The sequence below is a fragment of the Microbacterium sp. NPDC056736 genome (genome assembly GCF_042790415.1).
Classification (GTDB): Bacteria; Actinomycetota; Actinomycetes; order Actinomycetales; family Microbacteriaceae; genus Microbacterium.
The window spans coordinates 61880-78314 of record NZ_JBHTZE010000009.1 but is presented as its reverse complement, the minus strand read 5'-3'; the positions used below and the strand labels follow the sequence as shown (position 1 = coordinate 78314).

Annotated in this window: 15 protein-coding genes; 10 read left to right on the top strand and 5 right to left on the bottom strand. The window is 71.1% G+C overall.

Translation table 11 applies throughout. The features are described from left to right. Positions 1-119: 119 nt before the first annotated feature. Both ACFRAL_RS16025 and ACFRAL_RS16020 read left to right on the top strand, forming a co-directional pair. Positions 120-302, top strand: coding sequence for a DUF5302 domain-containing protein (locus ACFRAL_RS16025; RefSeq protein ID WP_336399051.1), 183 nt, complete (start codon positions 120-122; stop codon positions 300-302). A 64-nt stretch (positions 303-366) separates the two neighbouring features. Next, positions 367-552, top strand: coding sequence for a hypothetical protein (locus tag ACFRAL_RS16020; protein WP_336399052.1), 186 nt, complete (start codon positions 367-369; stop codon positions 550-552). Between the two features lie 51 nt (positions 553-603). Here the strand turns inward: ACFRAL_RS16020 and ACFRAL_RS16015 are convergent, their stop codons facing one another. Beyond that, positions 604-2055: a cation:dicarboxylate symporter family transporter gene (locus tag ACFRAL_RS16015; protein WP_336399053.1), complete on the bottom strand. Its 1452-nt coding sequence runs from the start codon at positions 2053-2055 to the stop codon at positions 604-606. A 182-nt stretch (positions 2056-2237) separates the two neighbouring features. On the opposite strand from ACFRAL_RS16015, the gene ACFRAL_RS16010 reads away from it, so the two are divergent. Then, complete coding sequence (locus ACFRAL_RS16010) at positions 2238-3506, top strand: ATP-binding protein (RefSeq protein WP_378884789.1); 1269 nt, start codon at positions 2238-2240, stop codon at positions 3504-3506. Next, positions 3503-4213, top strand: a complete 711-nt coding sequence (locus ACFRAL_RS16005) for a response regulator (RefSeq protein ID WP_336399055.1) — start codon at positions 3503-3505, stop codon at positions 4211-4213. The genes ACFRAL_RS16010 and ACFRAL_RS16005 overlap by 4 nt, the downstream gene beginning before the upstream one ends. A 9-nt stretch (positions 4214-4222) precedes the next feature. Here the strand turns inward: ACFRAL_RS16005 and ACFRAL_RS16000 are convergent, their stop codons facing one another. Further along, on the bottom strand, positions 4223-6196 hold the full coding sequence (locus ACFRAL_RS16000) for a GDSL-type esterase/lipase family protein (RefSeq protein ID WP_378884785.1): 1974 nt from the start codon (positions 6194-6196) through the stop codon (positions 4223-4225). 139 nt (positions 6197-6335) lie between these two features. Between ACFRAL_RS16000 and ACFRAL_RS15995 the strand changes: the two genes are divergently transcribed. Both ACFRAL_RS15995 and ACFRAL_RS15990 read left to right on the top strand, forming a co-directional pair. Further along, positions 6336-6944: a VTT domain-containing protein gene (locus tag ACFRAL_RS15995; protein ID WP_336399057.1), complete on the top strand. Its 609-nt coding sequence runs from the start codon at positions 6336-6338 to the stop codon at positions 6942-6944. Between the two features lie 26 nt (positions 6945-6970). After that, positions 6971-7813, top strand: coding sequence for a DNA/RNA non-specific endonuclease (locus ACFRAL_RS15990; RefSeq protein WP_378884781.1), 843 nt, complete (start codon positions 6971-6973; stop codon positions 7811-7813). Positions 7814-7823: 10 nt separating this feature from the next. Here ACFRAL_RS15990 and ACFRAL_RS15985 read toward each other — a convergent pair whose 3' ends face one another. The 3 genes from ACFRAL_RS15985 to ACFRAL_RS15975 form a co-directional block, all read right to left on the bottom strand. Further along, on the bottom strand, positions 7824-8471 hold the full coding sequence (locus ACFRAL_RS15985; protein ID WP_336399059.1) for an FMN reductase: 648 nt from the start codon (positions 8469-8471) through the stop codon (positions 7824-7826). A 1-nt stretch (position 8472) separates the two neighbouring features. Continuing rightward, the gene (locus tag ACFRAL_RS15980; protein WP_336399102.1) at positions 8473-9684 is read right to left on the bottom strand and encodes an LLM class flavin-dependent oxidoreductase; all 1212 of its coding nucleotides are present in this window, start codon (positions 9682-9684) and stop codon (positions 8473-8475) included. Between the two features lie 126 nt (positions 9685-9810). Continuing rightward, positions 9811-10926 carry an ROK family protein gene (locus ACFRAL_RS15975; protein WP_378884777.1) on the bottom strand — a complete coding sequence of 372 codons (1116 nt, stop codon included), beginning with the start codon at positions 10924-10926 and terminating at the stop codon, positions 9811-9813. A gap of 123 nt (positions 10927-11049) precedes the next feature. Here ACFRAL_RS15975 and ACFRAL_RS15970 point away from each other — a divergent pair, with 123 nt between their 5' ends. From ACFRAL_RS15970 to ACFRAL_RS15955, 4 genes are read left to right on the top strand one after another with little or no spacing between them, the layout of a single operon-like run. Continuing rightward, positions 11050-13218, top strand: coding sequence for an alpha-galactosidase (locus ACFRAL_RS15970; RefSeq protein ID WP_378884774.1), 2169 nt, complete (start codon positions 11050-11052; stop codon positions 13216-13218). 37 nt (positions 13219-13255) lie between these two features. Then, a complete protein-coding gene (locus tag ACFRAL_RS15965) occupies positions 13256-14542 on the top strand; it encodes an extracellular solute-binding protein (protein ID WP_336399062.1) in 1287 nt (428 codons plus the stop codon). Position 14543: 1 nt separating this feature from the next. Next, the gene (locus tag ACFRAL_RS15960; protein ID WP_378884771.1) at positions 14544-15479 is read left to right on the top strand and encodes a carbohydrate ABC transporter permease; all 936 of its coding nucleotides are present in this window, start codon (positions 14544-14546) and stop codon (positions 15477-15479) included. Continuing rightward, positions 15479-16396 carry a carbohydrate ABC transporter permease gene (locus ACFRAL_RS15955; RefSeq protein ID WP_378884768.1) on the top strand — a complete coding sequence of 306 codons (918 nt, stop codon included), beginning with the start codon at positions 15479-15481 and terminating at the stop codon, positions 16394-16396. Before ACFRAL_RS15960 ends, ACFRAL_RS15955 begins: the two co-directional genes overlap by 1 nt. Positions 16397-16435: the final 39 nt, after the last annotated feature.

Genomic DNA, 16435 nt, shown 5'->3' with positions numbered 1-16435 from the left:
CACGGTGCTCATATTGATTTGAGCGGATGCCCAGGGGGCAACCCGCACAAGCCTACCAGCGGGGTCCTCCTTCTCAGGAACCCTGGCGGGCGTCGGGTGCCCCGCCTAGGGTGGGGGGCATGAGCACCGACGAGAAGCCGGCGTCCTCGGCATCCGATGAGATGAAGCGCAAGTTCAAGGAGGCTCTCGACAGGAAGAACGCCAACCACCGCCAGGGCGAGTCCCACCTCGACGCGGACTCGGCCATCCACGGCACGCACGGCGCGATGACCAAGCGCGAGTTCCGGCGCAAGAGCGGATAGGAAACATGAGCCTCGGGCCGACCAGAGACCACGCCAGGGCGGCGGGGCACGATCGGGGCGCGCCATGAGCGATTTCCGGGAGCGCGTGCCGGACGACGAGCGCGACGTGCCGATCGACGACGACGTCGAGCTCGAGCTGCCGCCGCCGACCATCGACCCGCTCGAAGCGGTCGAGGAAGACGTCGACGAGCTCGAGTTCGAGGAGCGCGAGTCGGCGATCGAATCGGGCGAGATCGACCCCCACGACTGAGACGCAGGAAGGGAGGGTGCGGCTCCCCGCACCCTCCCTTCCTCGTCCTCCTCAGCGCGAGAGGATGGCGTCGCGCTCGCGGGCGCGCCGCTCCTTGGCCTCGGCCTCGGTGATCGCGGCCTCCTCGAGACCCTGCACGCCGACGGCCTCGGGCGATGCCGACATCCCGTCGTGGTCGTGCCCTGACAGCGTCGTCTCGTCGAACGGCAGCTCTCCGGCGAGGACGCGGCGCGCGCGGCCCGCGTCGAACTCCTTGGTCCAGGTGCCGACGAGCACCGTCGCGACGGCGTTGCCGGTGAAGTTGGTGAGCGCACGCCCCTCCGACATGAAGCGGTCGATGCCGACGATGACGCCCACCCCGTTCACGAGGTCGGGGCGGTAGGCCTGCAGACCGCCTGCGAGGGTCGCCAGGCCTGCGCCCGTCACACCCGCCGCGCCCTTCGAGGCGATGATCATGAAGACGAGCAGGCCGATCTGCTCGCCGATGGACATCGGCGCTCCCATGCCGCTGGCGATGAACAGCGACGCCATCGTGAGGTAGATCGCCGTGCCATCGAGGTTGAACGAGTAGCCCGTCGGCACGGTGATCCCGACGACCGGCTTCGAGACGCCGAGGTGCTCCATCTTCGCGATGAGCCGCGGCAGCGCTGATTCGGACGACGATGTGCCCACGATCAGCAGGTATTCACGCGCCAGGTACTTCATGAGGCTGAAGAGGTTGACGCGAGCGACGAGGTACAGCAGTGTGCCCAGGATGCCGACGATGAAGACGATGCACGTGATGTAGAAGGCGATCATCAGCGTGCCCAGGGCCCAGATCGCGGCGATGCCCGTGTTGCCGACGACCGCCGCGATGGCTCCGAACGCGCCGATCGGCGCGAGCCACAGGATCATGCCGAGGATGCGGAACACCAGGCTCTGCAGATGCTTGACGGCATTCATGATCGGCGCGCCCTTGTCGCCCATCTGCTGGAGGGCGAAGCCCACCAGCAGCGCGATGAAGAGCACCTGGAGCACGCTCTCCCCGGTGAAGGCCGAGAAGAACGTGGTCGGGATGATGCCGAGGATGAACTCCTGCGTGGTCTTGGCCTCCGCGGTGGACTCGTAGCTCGCGCTGGTCATGTTGAGGCCCTCGCCCGGGTGGAGGAGGTTGCCGACCACGAGGCCGATGGCGAGCGCGAAGGTCGACATCACCATGAAGTACAGCAGCGCGAGCCCGCCGATCCTGCCGACTGTCGCGGCCTTGGCGATGGAGCCCACCCCGACCACGATCGTGCAGAAGATGATGGGTGCGATCATCATCTTGATGAGGGCGACGAAGCCCTCGCCGAGCGGCTTGAGGGCCACGCCGACGTCGGGCCAGACGAGGCCGACGACGGCGCCGAGCACCACCGCGACGATCACGGCGATGTAGAGCCAGGTGTGCTTGTCCCACGCCTGCTTGCCGCGCCTGGCGTTGAAGCCGGGGAGCGTGAACGACGTGGTGCGGGTCGAGAGAGCCATCTTTGCCTCCTGCGGGATGTACGACGGTGTGTCCGCGGTGCCGCACGATCCGGCGGCGTGACCACAGCGTGCGCGCAGGCACCGGCATGGTCCTACTTGTGGTCGTATTGGTCGCGCCCGGACGCTCGGCGCAGCAGCGCGCAGGCGCGAGGATGGATGCGGCGGCATCGAGGAGGAGAGCCATGTCAGCGAAGACAGAGCGCGGCAGCGCGGCATCCCGCGTCTTCGCCGTGGTCGCGCTCTCTGCCGCGGTCATCGTGGCCGCTCTGGCCGGCGTGCTGGTGCTGGACGCGGAACGGTCCGAGAGGGGCGAGGCCGAGGAGGTGACCCGGGCGGTGGCGGCATCCCTCGCCGTCCTTCCCGAAGTGGGCGCCGCGCTGACGGAGGCGGGGGCCTCGGCGCGACTGCAGCCGGTCGCCGAGGACGTGATGACGCGCGCGGGGGTGGACTTCGTGACGATCATGACGCCCGACGGCATCCGCGTGACCCACCGGGACCGGGACCAGATCGGCCGGCACTACCTCGGCACGATCCCCGCAGCGCCGCAAGCGGTCACCGAGGAGTTCACCGGGACGCTCGGCCCCTCCGTCCGCACGATCGTGCCGGTGGAGTCCGCCGGCGAGCTCGTCGGCTGGGTGTCGGTCGGCGTGACGATCGGCAGCATCTGGTCGGACATCGCGCCGCGGCTGCCCTTCGTCGTGTCGATCGCGCTCGCGCTGCTGGCCGCGGGACTGATCGGGGCATGGCTGGCCCGTCGCACCACGCGTCGCCTGGCCGGCGACCTGCCGGCCGGCACGATCCGCGACGCCGTCGCCTCGTACGAGTCGGTGCGCACCCTCGGCGAGGCGCTGCGCGCGCAGACCCATGAGCATGGGAATCGCATGCACACGGCGGTCTCGCTCCTCGAGCTCGGCCGCACGCGCGAGGCGATCGACATCCTCACCGAGACCTCGCGCCAGAGTCAGGAGCTGGTGGATCAGGTCGCCTCCCGCCGGGGCGGCGATCCCACCGTGGGCGCGCTGCTGCTCGGCAAGGCCGCGCAGGCCCGCGAGCGCGGAATCGAGTGGTCGGCCGAGATCGACCCGCAGGCGCCTCGCAGCGCGCTCTCGCCCGTCGACGCGGTGTCGGTCGTCGGGAATCTCATCGACAACGCGATGGATGCCGCGGCCGCCGCTGACGCACCGCGCTGGGTGCGCGTCGCCTTCGGCACCGCGCCCTCGTCGCCGCCCGCGCTGCGCCTGGAGGTGTCCGACAGCGGTCCCGGCGTGCCGGCCGGGGTGCGCGACCGGATCTACGAGCACGGCTTCTCGACGAAGCCGCGAGGCGCGGAGGGGCGCGGTGTCGGATTGGCGCTGGTCCACTCGATCGTGACGGGCGCCGGCGGATCGGTCACCCTGCGGGACCACCCGACGACCTTCGTCGTCACCCTCCCGGCGGGGCCGGACGCATGATCGGCGTCCTGCTCGTCGACGACGACGCGCTCACGCTCGAGCTGCACCGGGAGTACGTCGCGCGCCTGGACGGCTTCCGGGTGGTCGCGGAGTGCACCGGCGCCCGCGCCGCGATCGACGCCGTGCTCACGCGCCACGACGACATCGATCTGGTGCTGCTCGATGTGACCATGCCCGACGGCACGGGGCTCGACGTGCTTCGGCACCTGCGAGCGCGTGGGATCGCCGTGGACGTCATCGCGATCACGGGCGTGCGCGACGCCGAGGTCGTGCGCCAGATGGTCGCGCTCGGGGTCGCCCAGTATCTGGTGAAGCCTTTCGCCTTCGCCGCCTTCCGCGAGCGCCTCGAGCAGTACCGTGAGTTCCGCCGCCGCGCCGTCGAGGCCGCAGGCGCACCCACTCAGGCCGAGATCGATGCGCTGCTGGGGGCGCTTCGCCCCGCCGTGCCGGTGGCGCTGCCGAAGGGGCTCTCCGCCGGTACGCTCGCCCGCATCAGCGACGAGGTCCGCGAGCGCGGTCCGGTCTCGGCCGCGGAGGCGGCGGACCGCCTGGGGATGTCCCGCGTCGCGGCGAGGCGATACCTGGAGCACCTCGTCACGGCCGGCCGAGCGCACCGGGCGCCGCGCTACGGCACCGGCGGCCGCCCCGAGTCGGAGTACGGCTGGGTGCATGACGCCCAGACGCACGGCGGCACCGCGGACGGGTGAGCGGATGCCTCAGCCGGCGCGCTCGGACGCCGCCACGCTCCCCTGCGGGCCGACGAGCACGTACCCGGTGTGCTTGGCGGTGAGCCCGTCACCCGCCGTCGCGCCGCGCAGCCTCCGCCACACCCATGGCAGCGCGTCACGGCGCAGCCACGAGCCCGGCAGCGCCGGATCGTCGTCGGCGTGGAGGCTCGCGTCGAGCTCGCCCAGCGCTTCGGCGTGCGGAACCCCCAGCGCCTCGGCCGCCCGATACGCCAGGAAGCGGTGTCCCCGCGGGCGCAGGTGCACCTTGTCGTCCGCCCAGAGCTCGGGGTCCCCGATGACCGGAAGCGCCTCGAGGTCGAGCAGCACGGAACCCGCCTCGGCGGCGATGCGCCGCAGCTCCGAGGCGTAGACGGCGAAGCGGCGTGCGAACAGCAGCGCGGCGCGGCGCCGCGGGAGGAACGGCGTCACCAGCAGCACGTCGGCGCCCGCGGCCCGCAGCGCGCGGACAGCCTCCTCGAGCCGGGCCGCCACCGCGACAGGGTCGACCCGCGCGCCCACGAGGTCGTTGGCCCCGATGAGGACTGCGGCGAGGTCGGGACGCAGCGCGAGGGCGTGCGGCAGCTGCTCCTCGACCAGGTGCTGCACCCGACGACTGCGGACCGCGAGGTTCGCATAGCGGAAGGGCGCGCCGGCGCCTGAGGCGTGCGCGAGCAGCTGCGCCAGCCGGTCCGTCCAGCCGCGGTACTGCCCGGCCGGCATACGGGAGGCATCGCACAGCCCCTCCGTGATCGAGTCGCCCAGCGCGACGAGGCGCGACCACGGCCTGGGCGGCGCGGCGGTCGGACCGGGAGCCGCCGGTCTTGTCGCCGCACGCTGCAGCAGCGCGTCGTCGATGGGGCGCAGCATCCGCGCCTCTTCGTAGTGCTCGACCAGCTGCCGGCAGACCGCGCCCCACGATCGGTCGCTGACCGACGCGCGGGCGGCCGCGGCGAAGGCACGGCGCTTGCCGTCGTCGCCCACGAGGTCCGTCACGCGCGCACGCAGGTCCCGCAGATCGCCGGGGCGGTACAGCCACCCGTCGACGCTCGAGCGGACGAGGTCGAGGGGGCCGCCGCTCCCCGTCGCGACGACGGGCACGCCTCTGGCGAGCGCCTCCTGGATGGTCTGCCCGAAGGTCTCGCTCTCGCCGGGGTGGACGAACACGTCGAAGCTCGCCATCGCCGCGGCCAGCGCATCGCCGGCGAGGTGCCCGGTGAAGACGGCCCCCGGCAGTGCGCGCTCGAGGGCCGGCCGCGCGGGCCCGTCTCCGACGATCACCAGCCGGGTCCCGGCGAGGCCCGCGAGCGCCGCGAGATCCTCCACCTGCTTCTCGGGCGCGAGGCGACCGACGTAGCCGACGACGGTGTCGCCGGGCGCGATCGCGGCCCGCCAGGCGTCGCTGCGGCGGGCGGGGGCGAACCGCTCGGTGTCGACGCCGCGCCCCCAGCGCCGGAGCCGGTCGACGCCGAGACCGGCCAGCTGCTCCAGCGAGGCCGTGGACGGGGCGAGCGTGAGCGTCGCGCGCCGATGAAGCCGGGCGGTGTGGCGGCCGACCAGCGCGGTCGCGTGCGGCATGCCGTACTTCTGCGCGTAGGCGACCACGTCGGTCTGGTACACCGCGACGGCCGGCGCGCGCAGGGCGTCGGCGGCGGCGAGGCCCTGCCAGCCGAGGACGAAGGGCGACGCCAGGTGCACCACGTCGGGGTCGAACGTGCGGAGGATCGAGGCCAGGCGGGCAGCCCGGGCGAACACGACGCGCACCTGCGGATACGACGGCAGCGGCACCGAGCGCAGCAGCTCCGTGCAGGCCCCGTGCAGGTCGGTCGTGATCTCGCCGGCGCGGGGTGCGATGACCAGCGTGTCGTGGCCTTCGGCGGCGAGGTGACGCAGGATCTGGAGCACGGACCCCGTGACCCCGTTCATGTGCGGCAGGAACGATTCGGCGAGGAGTGCGACTCTCACCCCTCCAGCGTGGCGGCGCGGGCACGTCCTGCCGGCGAGAATCGGCCCCTGCAAGGGAGTGTTCACCCGATGCACCGCGGGAGGTCACCGGACGTGCCCTGTTCCGTCGCCGTTCATCACGCCCGGCTATCAAGGAGCCATGGTCGAGGAGCTTCTGACCGAGATCGCGCACAGCCCCTGGGCGCTGCCGCTGCTGTTCGCCCTCGTCCTGGGCGACGCGTTCCTCGTGGTCGTCCCGGGCGAGGCGGCGGTGACGGCGCTCGGCGCGCTGGCCGTGTCGGAGGGCCGCCCGGCGCTCGCCGCGATCGTGCTCGTCGCCGCAGCGGCGGCGCTGGCCGGCGACGGCGCCTGCTATCTCGTGGGCCGGACCATCGGGCTGCAGCGCTGGCGGTGGCTGCGCGCACCCCGCAGCCAGGCCGCCTTCGCGTGGGCGCGGCTCCGGCTCGAGCGACGTGCGGCGCTGGTGCTGTTCACCGCGCGCTTCATCCCGTTCGCCCGGCTCGCGGTCAACCTCACCGCCGGGGCGACGAGGCTTCCGGCGCCGCGCTACCTCGCCGTCGCGGCCCTCGCAGCCCTCGCCTGGGCGCTCTACCAGGCGCTCGTGGGCGCGGTGGTCGCCACGCTCGTGCCGGGAGGTCCCGTCGCGGCGGTGGTCGTGTCCGTCGCGGTCGCCGTCGGACTCGGGCTCGCGGTCGACGCCGTGCTGGCACGCCGGCTCCGTGCCCGGCGCTCACCCGGCGCCGAGTGAGTCTCGCGACAGGTCAGGATGGAGATGTGGCAGACGCGACCCCTGACGGATACGACGGCGGCTTCCTCGGCATCCCGCTCCCCCTCCCGCAGCCGCTCGGCGACGGCGAGGTCCGCGAGCTGACGTACCCGCGCTTCACGGTCCTGCTCGACACGGTCCGCCGCCTCGCCGTGGCGACCGCGGTGAACATCGACGGCTCGACGCTGCACGACCTTCCTCGCACCGGCCAGTGGCGGCTGGACCCCCGTGTGCCCGCAGCCCGGCAGGCGGGGCCCGAGGTCTACGCCGCCAACGACCTCGACCGCGGTCACCTGGTGCGCCGCCGTGACCCCGGGTGGGGCATGCCGGCCGAGGCCAGGCGGGCGACCGAGGCGACGTTCGCATACCCGAACGCCGCACCGCAGGCGAGCGGCTTCAACCAGTCGAAGGAGCTGTGGCTCGGCCTCGAGGATCACGTGCTCGAGTTCGCCGACACCACCGACCAGCGCCTCAGCGTCTTCACCGCGCCCGTGCTGGCGCCCGACGACCCGCCGTACCGAGGCATCCGGATCCCGCGTCGCTTCTTCAAGGTCGCCGCGTGGGCGTCGGCGCACGACCAGCGGATGCCGCAGCTCGCGGCGGCCGGATTCGTCCTGGACCAGTCCGCGCTCATCGACGTGAGGCAGGGAGCGCTGGCCGTGCCGGCGCTCGGGGCGTTCCGGACGTTCCAGGTGCCGATCGCCGACATCGAGGAGCTGGCCGGCGTGGATCTCGGACCGCTCGTGGAGGCCGACGTGCTGCCGCCCGTCGACGAGCTCAGGGGCAGGGAGGCGCGCGGAGAGGACGAATGGCGTCCCCTCCGCGCACCCGAGGACATCTGCCTCGGATGAGGCCGGGGGGCTACTCCCCCGCCAGCCCGCCGAGCAGGTGCCCGAACGAACGGCCCTCGCCGAGATAGTTCGCCGGGTCGAACGGGTCGGCGTCGGTCGCCGGCTCGCGCCGCGCGACCGCGTCGGCGAGCTCGCGCGCACCGCGCTCGATCCGCTCCGCGAGCGGCGCGACGTTGTCTGCCGACGCACCCCAGTCGCTGGAGGCCGCGAAGACGCCGGTGGACACCGGCTCGGCGTGGAGGTACGTGAACAGCGGCCGGATCGCGTAATCGATCGCCAGCGAGTGACGCGCGGTGCCGGCGTTCGCGCCGATCAGCACCGGCTTGCCGGTGAGCGCGTCGGGGTCGAGCACGTCGATGAACGACTTGAACAGCCCGGAGTAGCTCGTCGAGAAGATCGGCGTCACCGCGATGACCGCGTCGGCCGAGACGACCGCGTTGACCACGGACTCCAGGGCCGGCGGCGCGAAGCCGGTCAGCAGGTTGTTGGTGATGTCGTGCGCGTAGTCGCGCAGCTCGAACACGTCGACCTCGACCTGGATGTCGCGGTCGGTCAGGTGCTCGACGGTCGCGGCGGCGAGCCGGTCGGCCAGCATGCGGGTCGACGACGGGTTCGACAGCCCTGCCGAGACGACGGCGATACGGCGTGCCGTGGTCATGTCAGGCTCCCTTCCGGCCGAGGCCGAACGACGCGCCTGCGGCGGATCCGGCCTTCGAGGCCGCATCCCGGTAAGGGCTCGCACCGACGAGGTTGTCGCCGCGGTTGGCTCCGGGCACCGCCTGGCGCGGCGCCTGGTCGCCGTACGCGGCGGCGACCAGGTTGGCGTGGGTCGGGGCATCCGGGACCTCTGCCGGCCGGTTCTGCTGCAGCTCCCTGCGCAGCACCGGCACCACCTCGCCGCCCAGGATGTCGAGCTGCTCGAGCACCGTCTTCACCGGGAGGCCGGCGTGGTCGATGAGGAACAGCTGGCGCTGGTAGTCGCCGAACGTCTCGCGCATCGCGGCGTACCGGTCGATGACCTGCTGCGGCGAGCCTACGGTCAGCGGCGTCATCTCGCTGAAGTCCTCGAGGGACGGGCCGTGGCCGTACACCGGCGCGTTGTCGAAGTACGGCCGGAACGCGCTGACGGCGTCCTGCGAGTTCTTCGACATGAACACCTGTCCGCCGAGCCCGACGATCGCCTGTTCGGGCGTGCCGTGGCCGTAGTGCGCGAAGCGCTGGCGGTACAGCGCGATCAGACGCTGGTAGTGCTCCTTCGGCCAGAAGATGTTGTTCGCGAAGAACCCGTCGCCGTAGTACGCCGCCTGCTCGGCGATCTCGGGCGTGCGGATCGATCCGTGCCAGACGAACGGCGCGACGCCGTCGAGCGGCCGGGGCGTGGAGGTGAACCCCTGCAGCGGGGTGCGGAACTGACCCTCCCAGTCCACGACGTCCTCGCGCCACAGGCGGTGCAGCAGGTTGTAGTTCTCGATCGCCAGGGGCAGACCCTGGCGGATGTCCTTGCCGAACCACGGATACACCGGGCCGGTGTTGCCGCGGCCGATCATGAGATCGGTGCGACCGTCCGACACGTGCTGGAGCATCGCGTAGTCCTCGGCGATCTTCACCGGGTCGTTGGTGGTGATGAGGGTCGTCGCGGTGGACAGGATCAGGCGCTCGGTCTGCGCGGCGATGTACGCGAGGGTCGTCGTCGGCGACGACGACCAGAACGGCGGGTTGTGGTGCTCGCCCAGCGCGAAGACGTCGAGCCCCACCTCCTCGGCGTGCTTGGCGATCTCGATGGTCGCCTTGATGCGCTCGGCCTCACTGGGGGTGGTGCCGTTCGTCGGGTCCTCGGTGATGTCGCTCACCGTGAAGATTCCGAACTGCATTCCCGACCACGTGGTGCTCTCGCTCACGATCGCTTCTCCGCTCTTTCGCCGTGCGGGTTCTCCGTCGCGGACGAATCTATGCAAATGAATGTATATCGTGCAACGTGTGCAGGTCGAGGTTATTCCCTAATCCAGGCGGAGCCGATCGACGGCCGCCTGGATCGCGACGGCGGCGGCGCCTCGCGCCCAGGCGGTGAACCCCGAGTCGTCGACATAGAGCCGCACCGCGTCCGCCCGCGGATCGCGCCCCGCCGCGATCGCCGCGCGGACGCGCTCCTCGGCGATGTCGAAGAGGGCGATCCCCTCCCCTGCGAGCACCGCCGCGGGCTGGAACGTGAGATTGGCCGCGAGCGCGATGAACCGCCCGAGCGCATCCGCCGCCGCATCGACGACCGCGAGCGCGGCAGGATCGCCCGCGGACGCCAGCTCGAGGACCTGCGGGTAGCCCACCGTGCGCTGGAGCGCCGCGGAGACCTGCGCGGCGATCGAGCCGGACGTCAGCATCGCCTGCGAGCAGCCGCGGTGGCCCGACGGACAGAGCGGGCCGCTGTCGGAGAGCGGGATGTGGCCGCCGAAGCCCAGCCCGGCCTCGGTCGATCGCACGACCTCACCGTCGACGACGAGCCCGTAGCCGACGCCGGCGCCGATGGTGATGACGAAGAAGCCCGGGATGCCGCGCCCGAGCCCGAACCACCTCTCGGCTTCGCTGAGCGCGATGACATCGTTCTCGAGGACGACGGGGACGCCGAGCCCGCGCTGGAGAAGTGCGCCGAAGGGGACGTCCTCCCACTCGAGGAACGGCGCGTAGCGGGCGATCGCGCCGTCGACGGCGCCACCCAGGGCCACGCCGGCACCGATCACGCCGTCCACGCCGATCGCGGCCACCGCATCGGCGATCTGCGCCGCGACCACCTCGGGCTCGTGCGAGCGCAGGGCCTCGGTGCGCTGCGCGAGCAGGTCCGCGCGGACGTCGGTGGCGACGACGTGGATCGCGTCGCCGGTGATCTTGACGCCGATGAACCGCCCCAGCCCGGGCGCGACGTCCAGCGGGCGCACCGGGCGACCGACCGAGCCGTCGGCGAGGTCCTCGAGCTCGACGAGGTATCCGCGGTCGAGGAACGGCTTGGCGAGCCGGGTGAGACTCGCCGGCGACAGGCCGAGGCGGCTCGTCAGGGCGCTGCGGGCGATCGGCCCGTGGATCAGCACGGCCCGTGCGAGCGCGCGTTCACTGTCCGTCAGCATCGGCGATGAACCTCCTCGACCCCGAAATGGTTCCATTGTGGCACCAATGGGCCGTTCTCCCCGGGAAATTGTCACTGGAGGCGACTCTTGCTCCCTGCATTAGTTCCATGGTAGAACTAACTCATGCACCGCAGCGACTCGCAGCTCGACGCCGAGCAGACCGTGACCACCTCCGCTCCGCACGTCCTCCACCTGACCCGGGGCGGCACGAGCGTCGTGCTGGACCTGGACGCGTCGCCCGGTCCGTCGATCGTGCACTGGGGCGCCGCGCTGACCGGCTCCACGCCCGCCACCCTGCGGGGGACGGCGATCGCCGCCCGCGCTCAGCGCGTGTCGGGCGGCCTGGACGCGACCCCCGCTCTCTCGCTCGTCCCCGTCGCGGCCGACGGCTGGTTCGGGACGCCCGGGCTCGAGGGACACCGCGACGGCAGCGGCGTCAGCATCCGTCTCGCGACCGTCGACGTGCAGGCCGCCGAGCATCGCGCGAGCATCGCCCTGGCAGACGCCGAAGCCGGCCTCGCGGTCCGGGTGGAGCTGCGGCTCGGACCGAGTGGTCTGCTCCACCAGCGGATCACGGTCCGCAACACCGGCGCCACCGACTACACGCTCCAGTCGCTCCAGACGACGTTCCCCGTCCCCTCCGACGCGACCGAGGTGTTCGACACGACCGGGCACCACCTGCGCGAGCGCTCGCCGCAGCGGAGGCAGCTCGGGATCGCCACGCACGTGCGGGAGAGCCGTCGCGGCCGCACCGGCGCTGATTCCACGATCGTGCTCGCCGCGGGCCGGCCCGGCTTCGGCTTCGAGCGCGGCCGCGTGCACGGCATCCACGTCGCATGGAGCGGCAACCACCGCGTCCTCGCCGAGCGGACCGTGACCGGCGACGCGTTCCTCGCGGGCGGCGAGCTGCTCCTGCCCGGTGAGGTGGTGCTCGCGCCCGGCGCCGCGTACAGCTCGCCGTGGGTGATCGGCTCGTGGGGCGACGGCCTCACGGCGCTGTCGCACCGCTTCCACGACGAGTGGCGCGCCCGCCCCCAGCACCCGCGGCGCCCGCGCCCGGTGACGCTGAACACCTGGGAGGCGGTCTACTTCGATCACTCGCTCGAGCGCCTCACGGCGCTGGCCGATGCGGCGGTCTCCGTCGGCGTGGAGCGCTTCGTCCTCGACGACGGCTGGTTCGAGGGCCGGCGCGACGACACCGCGGGCCTCGGCGACTGGACCGTCGACCGCGAGGTGTGGCCGCACGGCCTGCACCCGCTCATCGACCACGTCCGGGCGCTCGGCATGGAGTTCGGCCTCTGGGTCGAGCCCGAGATGGTCAACCCCGACAGCGAGCTGGCGCGACGGCATCCCGACTGGATCCTCCGTGGGCGGATGTCGCTGCCGCCGTCCGGTCGGCAGCAGCAGGTCCTGGACCTGTCGATCCCCGACGCGTACGCCCACATCGCCGCACGCCTGCACGCGCTCCTGGACGAGTACCCCATCGCGTACCTCAAGTGGGACCACAACCGCGACCTCGTCGACGCCGCCGGCGGACCGGCCGGCGCAGCTCGCGTGCACGCCCACACCCTCGCCGTCTACCGCCTGCTGGACGAGCTCAAGGCCGCACACCCGGGACTGGAGATCGAGAGCTGCGCCTCGGGCGGCGCCCGGGTGGACCTCGGCATCCTCGACCGCACCGATCGCGTGTGGACCAGCGACAGCCTCGACCCGCTCGAGCGCCTCGAGAACCAGAAGCACACCGGGCTGGTCGTCCCTCCCGAGATGCTCGGCATGCACCTCACCAGCCCCGTCGTCCACTCGTCCGGCCGCACGGTCTCGCTCGGCCTCAGCGGCGCGGTCGCCCTGTTCGGCCACTTCGGCATCGAGTGGGACCTCACCACGGTCGACGAGCGCAAGCGCGAAGAGATCGCGGAGTGGGTGGCGCTCGCCAAGCGCCTGCGCCCGCTCATCGCGAGCGGGCGCGTGGTGCACGTCGACGGCACGGAGCCCGGCATCGACGTGCGCGGCGTCGTGGCGGCCGACGCCGCCTCCGCCGTCTTCACCGTCGTGCAGACCGCCTCGAGCGCCGCCTACCCGGCGGGACGGGTGCGGATGCCGGGGCTCGACCCCGCCCGCGTCTACCGGGTGCAGGTGCGGATGCGTGACGGCGAGGACGCCGGCCAGTCGCCCCTCGAATGGGCGGGCGCCGAGATCGTGATGACCGGCCTGGAGCTGGCCGAGGCCGGCGTCCGTCCTCCCGTCCAGCGTCCGCAGCAGGCGATGGTCCTCGAGATCACCGCAGCGGGCTGAACGGACCACCATCCATCCACGCGCAAGGAGGCGCACCATGAGAACCAGTCATCGACGATGGGTCCGGCCGCTCGCGGCTCTGACCGTCGCCGCAGCGGCCGCCGCGATCGGCGGCTGCGCACAGCAGCCCGGCGACGGGGTGACCGAGCTGAACTTCTTCCAGTTCAAGGGCGAGGCCCTCGAGGACTTCAACGAGATCATCGCGGACTTCGAGGCCGAGAACCCCGACATCAGGGTGGTGCAGAACCAGGTCGCCGACGCCGACACGGCGATCCGCACCCTGCTGGTGAAGGACCGCGTCCCCGACGTCATCACGCTCAACGCCAACGGGAACTTCGGCAGGCTGGCGCAGGCCGGCGTGTTCTACGACTTCTCCGATGAGCCGGTGCTCGAGACGATCAACCCGGCGGTGCAGGAGATCCTCGCCGACCTCGGCACCTACGGCGACGAGGTGAACGGGCTCGGCTACGTCAACAACGCCAACGGCGTCATCTACAACCAGGACATCTTCGAGGAGCAGGGGCTCGAGGTGCCCGAGACGTGGGACGAGTTCATCGCCGTGTGCGATGCCCTCGAGGCCGCGGGCATCCAGCCGTTCTACGGCACGCTCGCCGATTCGTGGACCGCCATCCCGTCGTGGAACGCCCTCGGTGCGTATCCCGCGCAGGACGGCTTCTTCGACAAGATGCGCGAACAGGGCGAGGACGTGGGACCGGACTCGGAGGTGTCGTTCCAGAAGGACTTCGCCGAGGTCATGGACCGGCAGTACCAGCTGTACTCGTACATGCAGGAGGGCTACCGCGGCAGGACGTACGACGACGGGAACGCGGCGTTCGCCCGCGGCGAGTCGGCGATGCTCCTGCAGGGCATCTGGGCGACGAATCCGATCACGCAGGTGAACCCCGACATCCGGATGGGCATCTTCCCCTACCCGACCGACGAGCCCGGTGAGAGCCTCCTCGTCTCCGGCGTCGACGTGGTGTTCACGCTCGGCAAGGACAACCCGAAGCACGACGCGGCGATGCGGTTCATCGAGTACGTGTTCCAGCCCGACGTCATCGAGCGCTTCGCCGCGTCGCAGAACATGATCCCTTCGGTCGAGGGCGCCGAGCTGAGCGACGACCCCGCCCTGCAGTCCGTCCGCCCCTACTTCGAGGATCAGCGGATCACCGGCTTCATCGACCACCAGATCCCGCCGTCGATCCCGCTCATCCCCACCGATCAGCAGTTCCTCTTCGACGGCGACGCCGAGGCCGCGCTGAAGACCCTCGACAGCGAGTGGGCCAAGGTGGCCGCCCGCACGATCCCCGTGACGGAGGAGTGACATGACAACCCTCACCCAGGCGGTCCGCTCGAGCTCGACGGGCGCCTCCGGCAAGCGCGCCGCCCGCCTGCGCAGCGACAGCCGCCGCGCACCGTCGACCTACTACTGGATGGTGTGGCCCGCGGTGATCGCCTTCGCCGCCTTCCACACGCTCCCGGTCGTCGTCGGCATCTTCTTCAGCTTCACCAACTACGCCGGGTACGGCGCTTGGAACTTCGTCGGTCTGTCGAACTACCTGAACCTGTTCAAAGACGACCGCGTGCTGCAGGCGTACGGCTTTTCGTTCCTGTTCGCGATCGTGGCGACGATCCTCACGAACGCGTTCTCGCTGGCGATCGCGCTCGGCCTCAACGCCAAGATCAGGGCGCGGAACTTCTTCCGAGGCGTCTACTTCGTCCCCTACATCCTCGCGATCCTGGTGATCGGCTACGTGTTCCAGTTCTTCTTCTCGAACTCGCTGCCGAAGATCCTGGCGGGCATCCCGGTCTTCCGGGACAACATCCTGACGAACGAGACGTGGGCATGGACCGCGATCGTCGCGCTGGCCGTCTGGCAGGCGTGCGCGTTCGCGATCATCATCTACCTGTCGGGTCTGCAGACGATCCCGGCAGAGCTCTACGAGGCGTCGTCGCTGGACGGTGCGTCACCCTGGCGGCAGTTCCGCTCGATCACCTTCCCGCTCATCGGCGCCTTCTTCACCATCAACGTCGTGCTGAGCCTGAAGGGCTTCCTTCAGGTGTTCGACCCGATCGTCGCGCTCACCAACGGCGGACCGGGGACGTCGACCGAATCGGTCACGCTCCTGATCTTCCGCGGCGGCTTCTCCGGCGGGGAGTTCGCCTACCAGACGGCCAACGCGGTGATCTTCTTCATCGTCATCACGGTCGTCTCGCTCTTCCAATTCCGGGTCCTTCAGCGCAGAGAGGCCGATTTCTGATGACCACCATGACCAACACGGCATCGCAGCTCGAGCAGGAGGCCGACGCCGTCACGGCGAACGGCCGCCGGCGACGCCGCACCGAGCCCGACGACGACACGCGCAAGACCAACTGGTGGGCCACGGCTCTCATCGCAGTCTGCTCGCTCACGGTCCTGATCCCGCTCTACCTCGCGGTGGTGGTCGCGCTCAAGACGCCCGACCAGCTCAGCGCGGGCACCGGGTTCGAGCTGCCGAACCCGATCCGCTGGGAGAACTTCGCCGACGCGTGGGTGCGCACCAGCTTCCCGCAGGCGCTGCTGAACACGGCGATCATCACCGTCGGGTCGGTGGTGTTCACGCTGCTGACGAGCTCGATCGTGGCCTACGCCCTCGCCCGCAACCTCCACCGGCCGTTCTTCAAGGGCGTGTTCTTCTACCTGCTGGCGGCCCTGTTCATCCCGTTCCCGATCATCATGCTTCCGCTGGTGAAGCAGACCTCGATCCTGGGGCTGGACAACCAGGCCGGCATGATCATCCTCTACACGATCTACGGGCTGTCGCTGAACATCTTCATCTACACCGCGTACATCCGCTCGATCCCGATCGAGCTCGAGGAGGCGGCGAGGGTCGACGGGGCGAGCACGTGGCGGGTGTTCTGGCAGGTCGTCTTCCCGCTGCTCATGCCGATGAACGCCACGGTCGGCATCCTCACGTGCGTGTGGGCGTGGAACGACTTCATCATGCCGCTGGTCGTGCTGACGGAGCCGTCGGCGAGGACCCTGCCACTCGCGCAGTACGTCTTCCAGGGGCAGTTCAACACCGACTACACGGTGGCGTTCGCGTCCTATCTGATGGCGATGGCGCCGCTGCTCATCGTCTACATCTTCAGCCAGCGCTGGGTGATCTCCGGCGTCACCCGGGGCTCCATCAAGTAGCCGATCAGGCGAACGGACGACGGATGCCGCCACCGACGC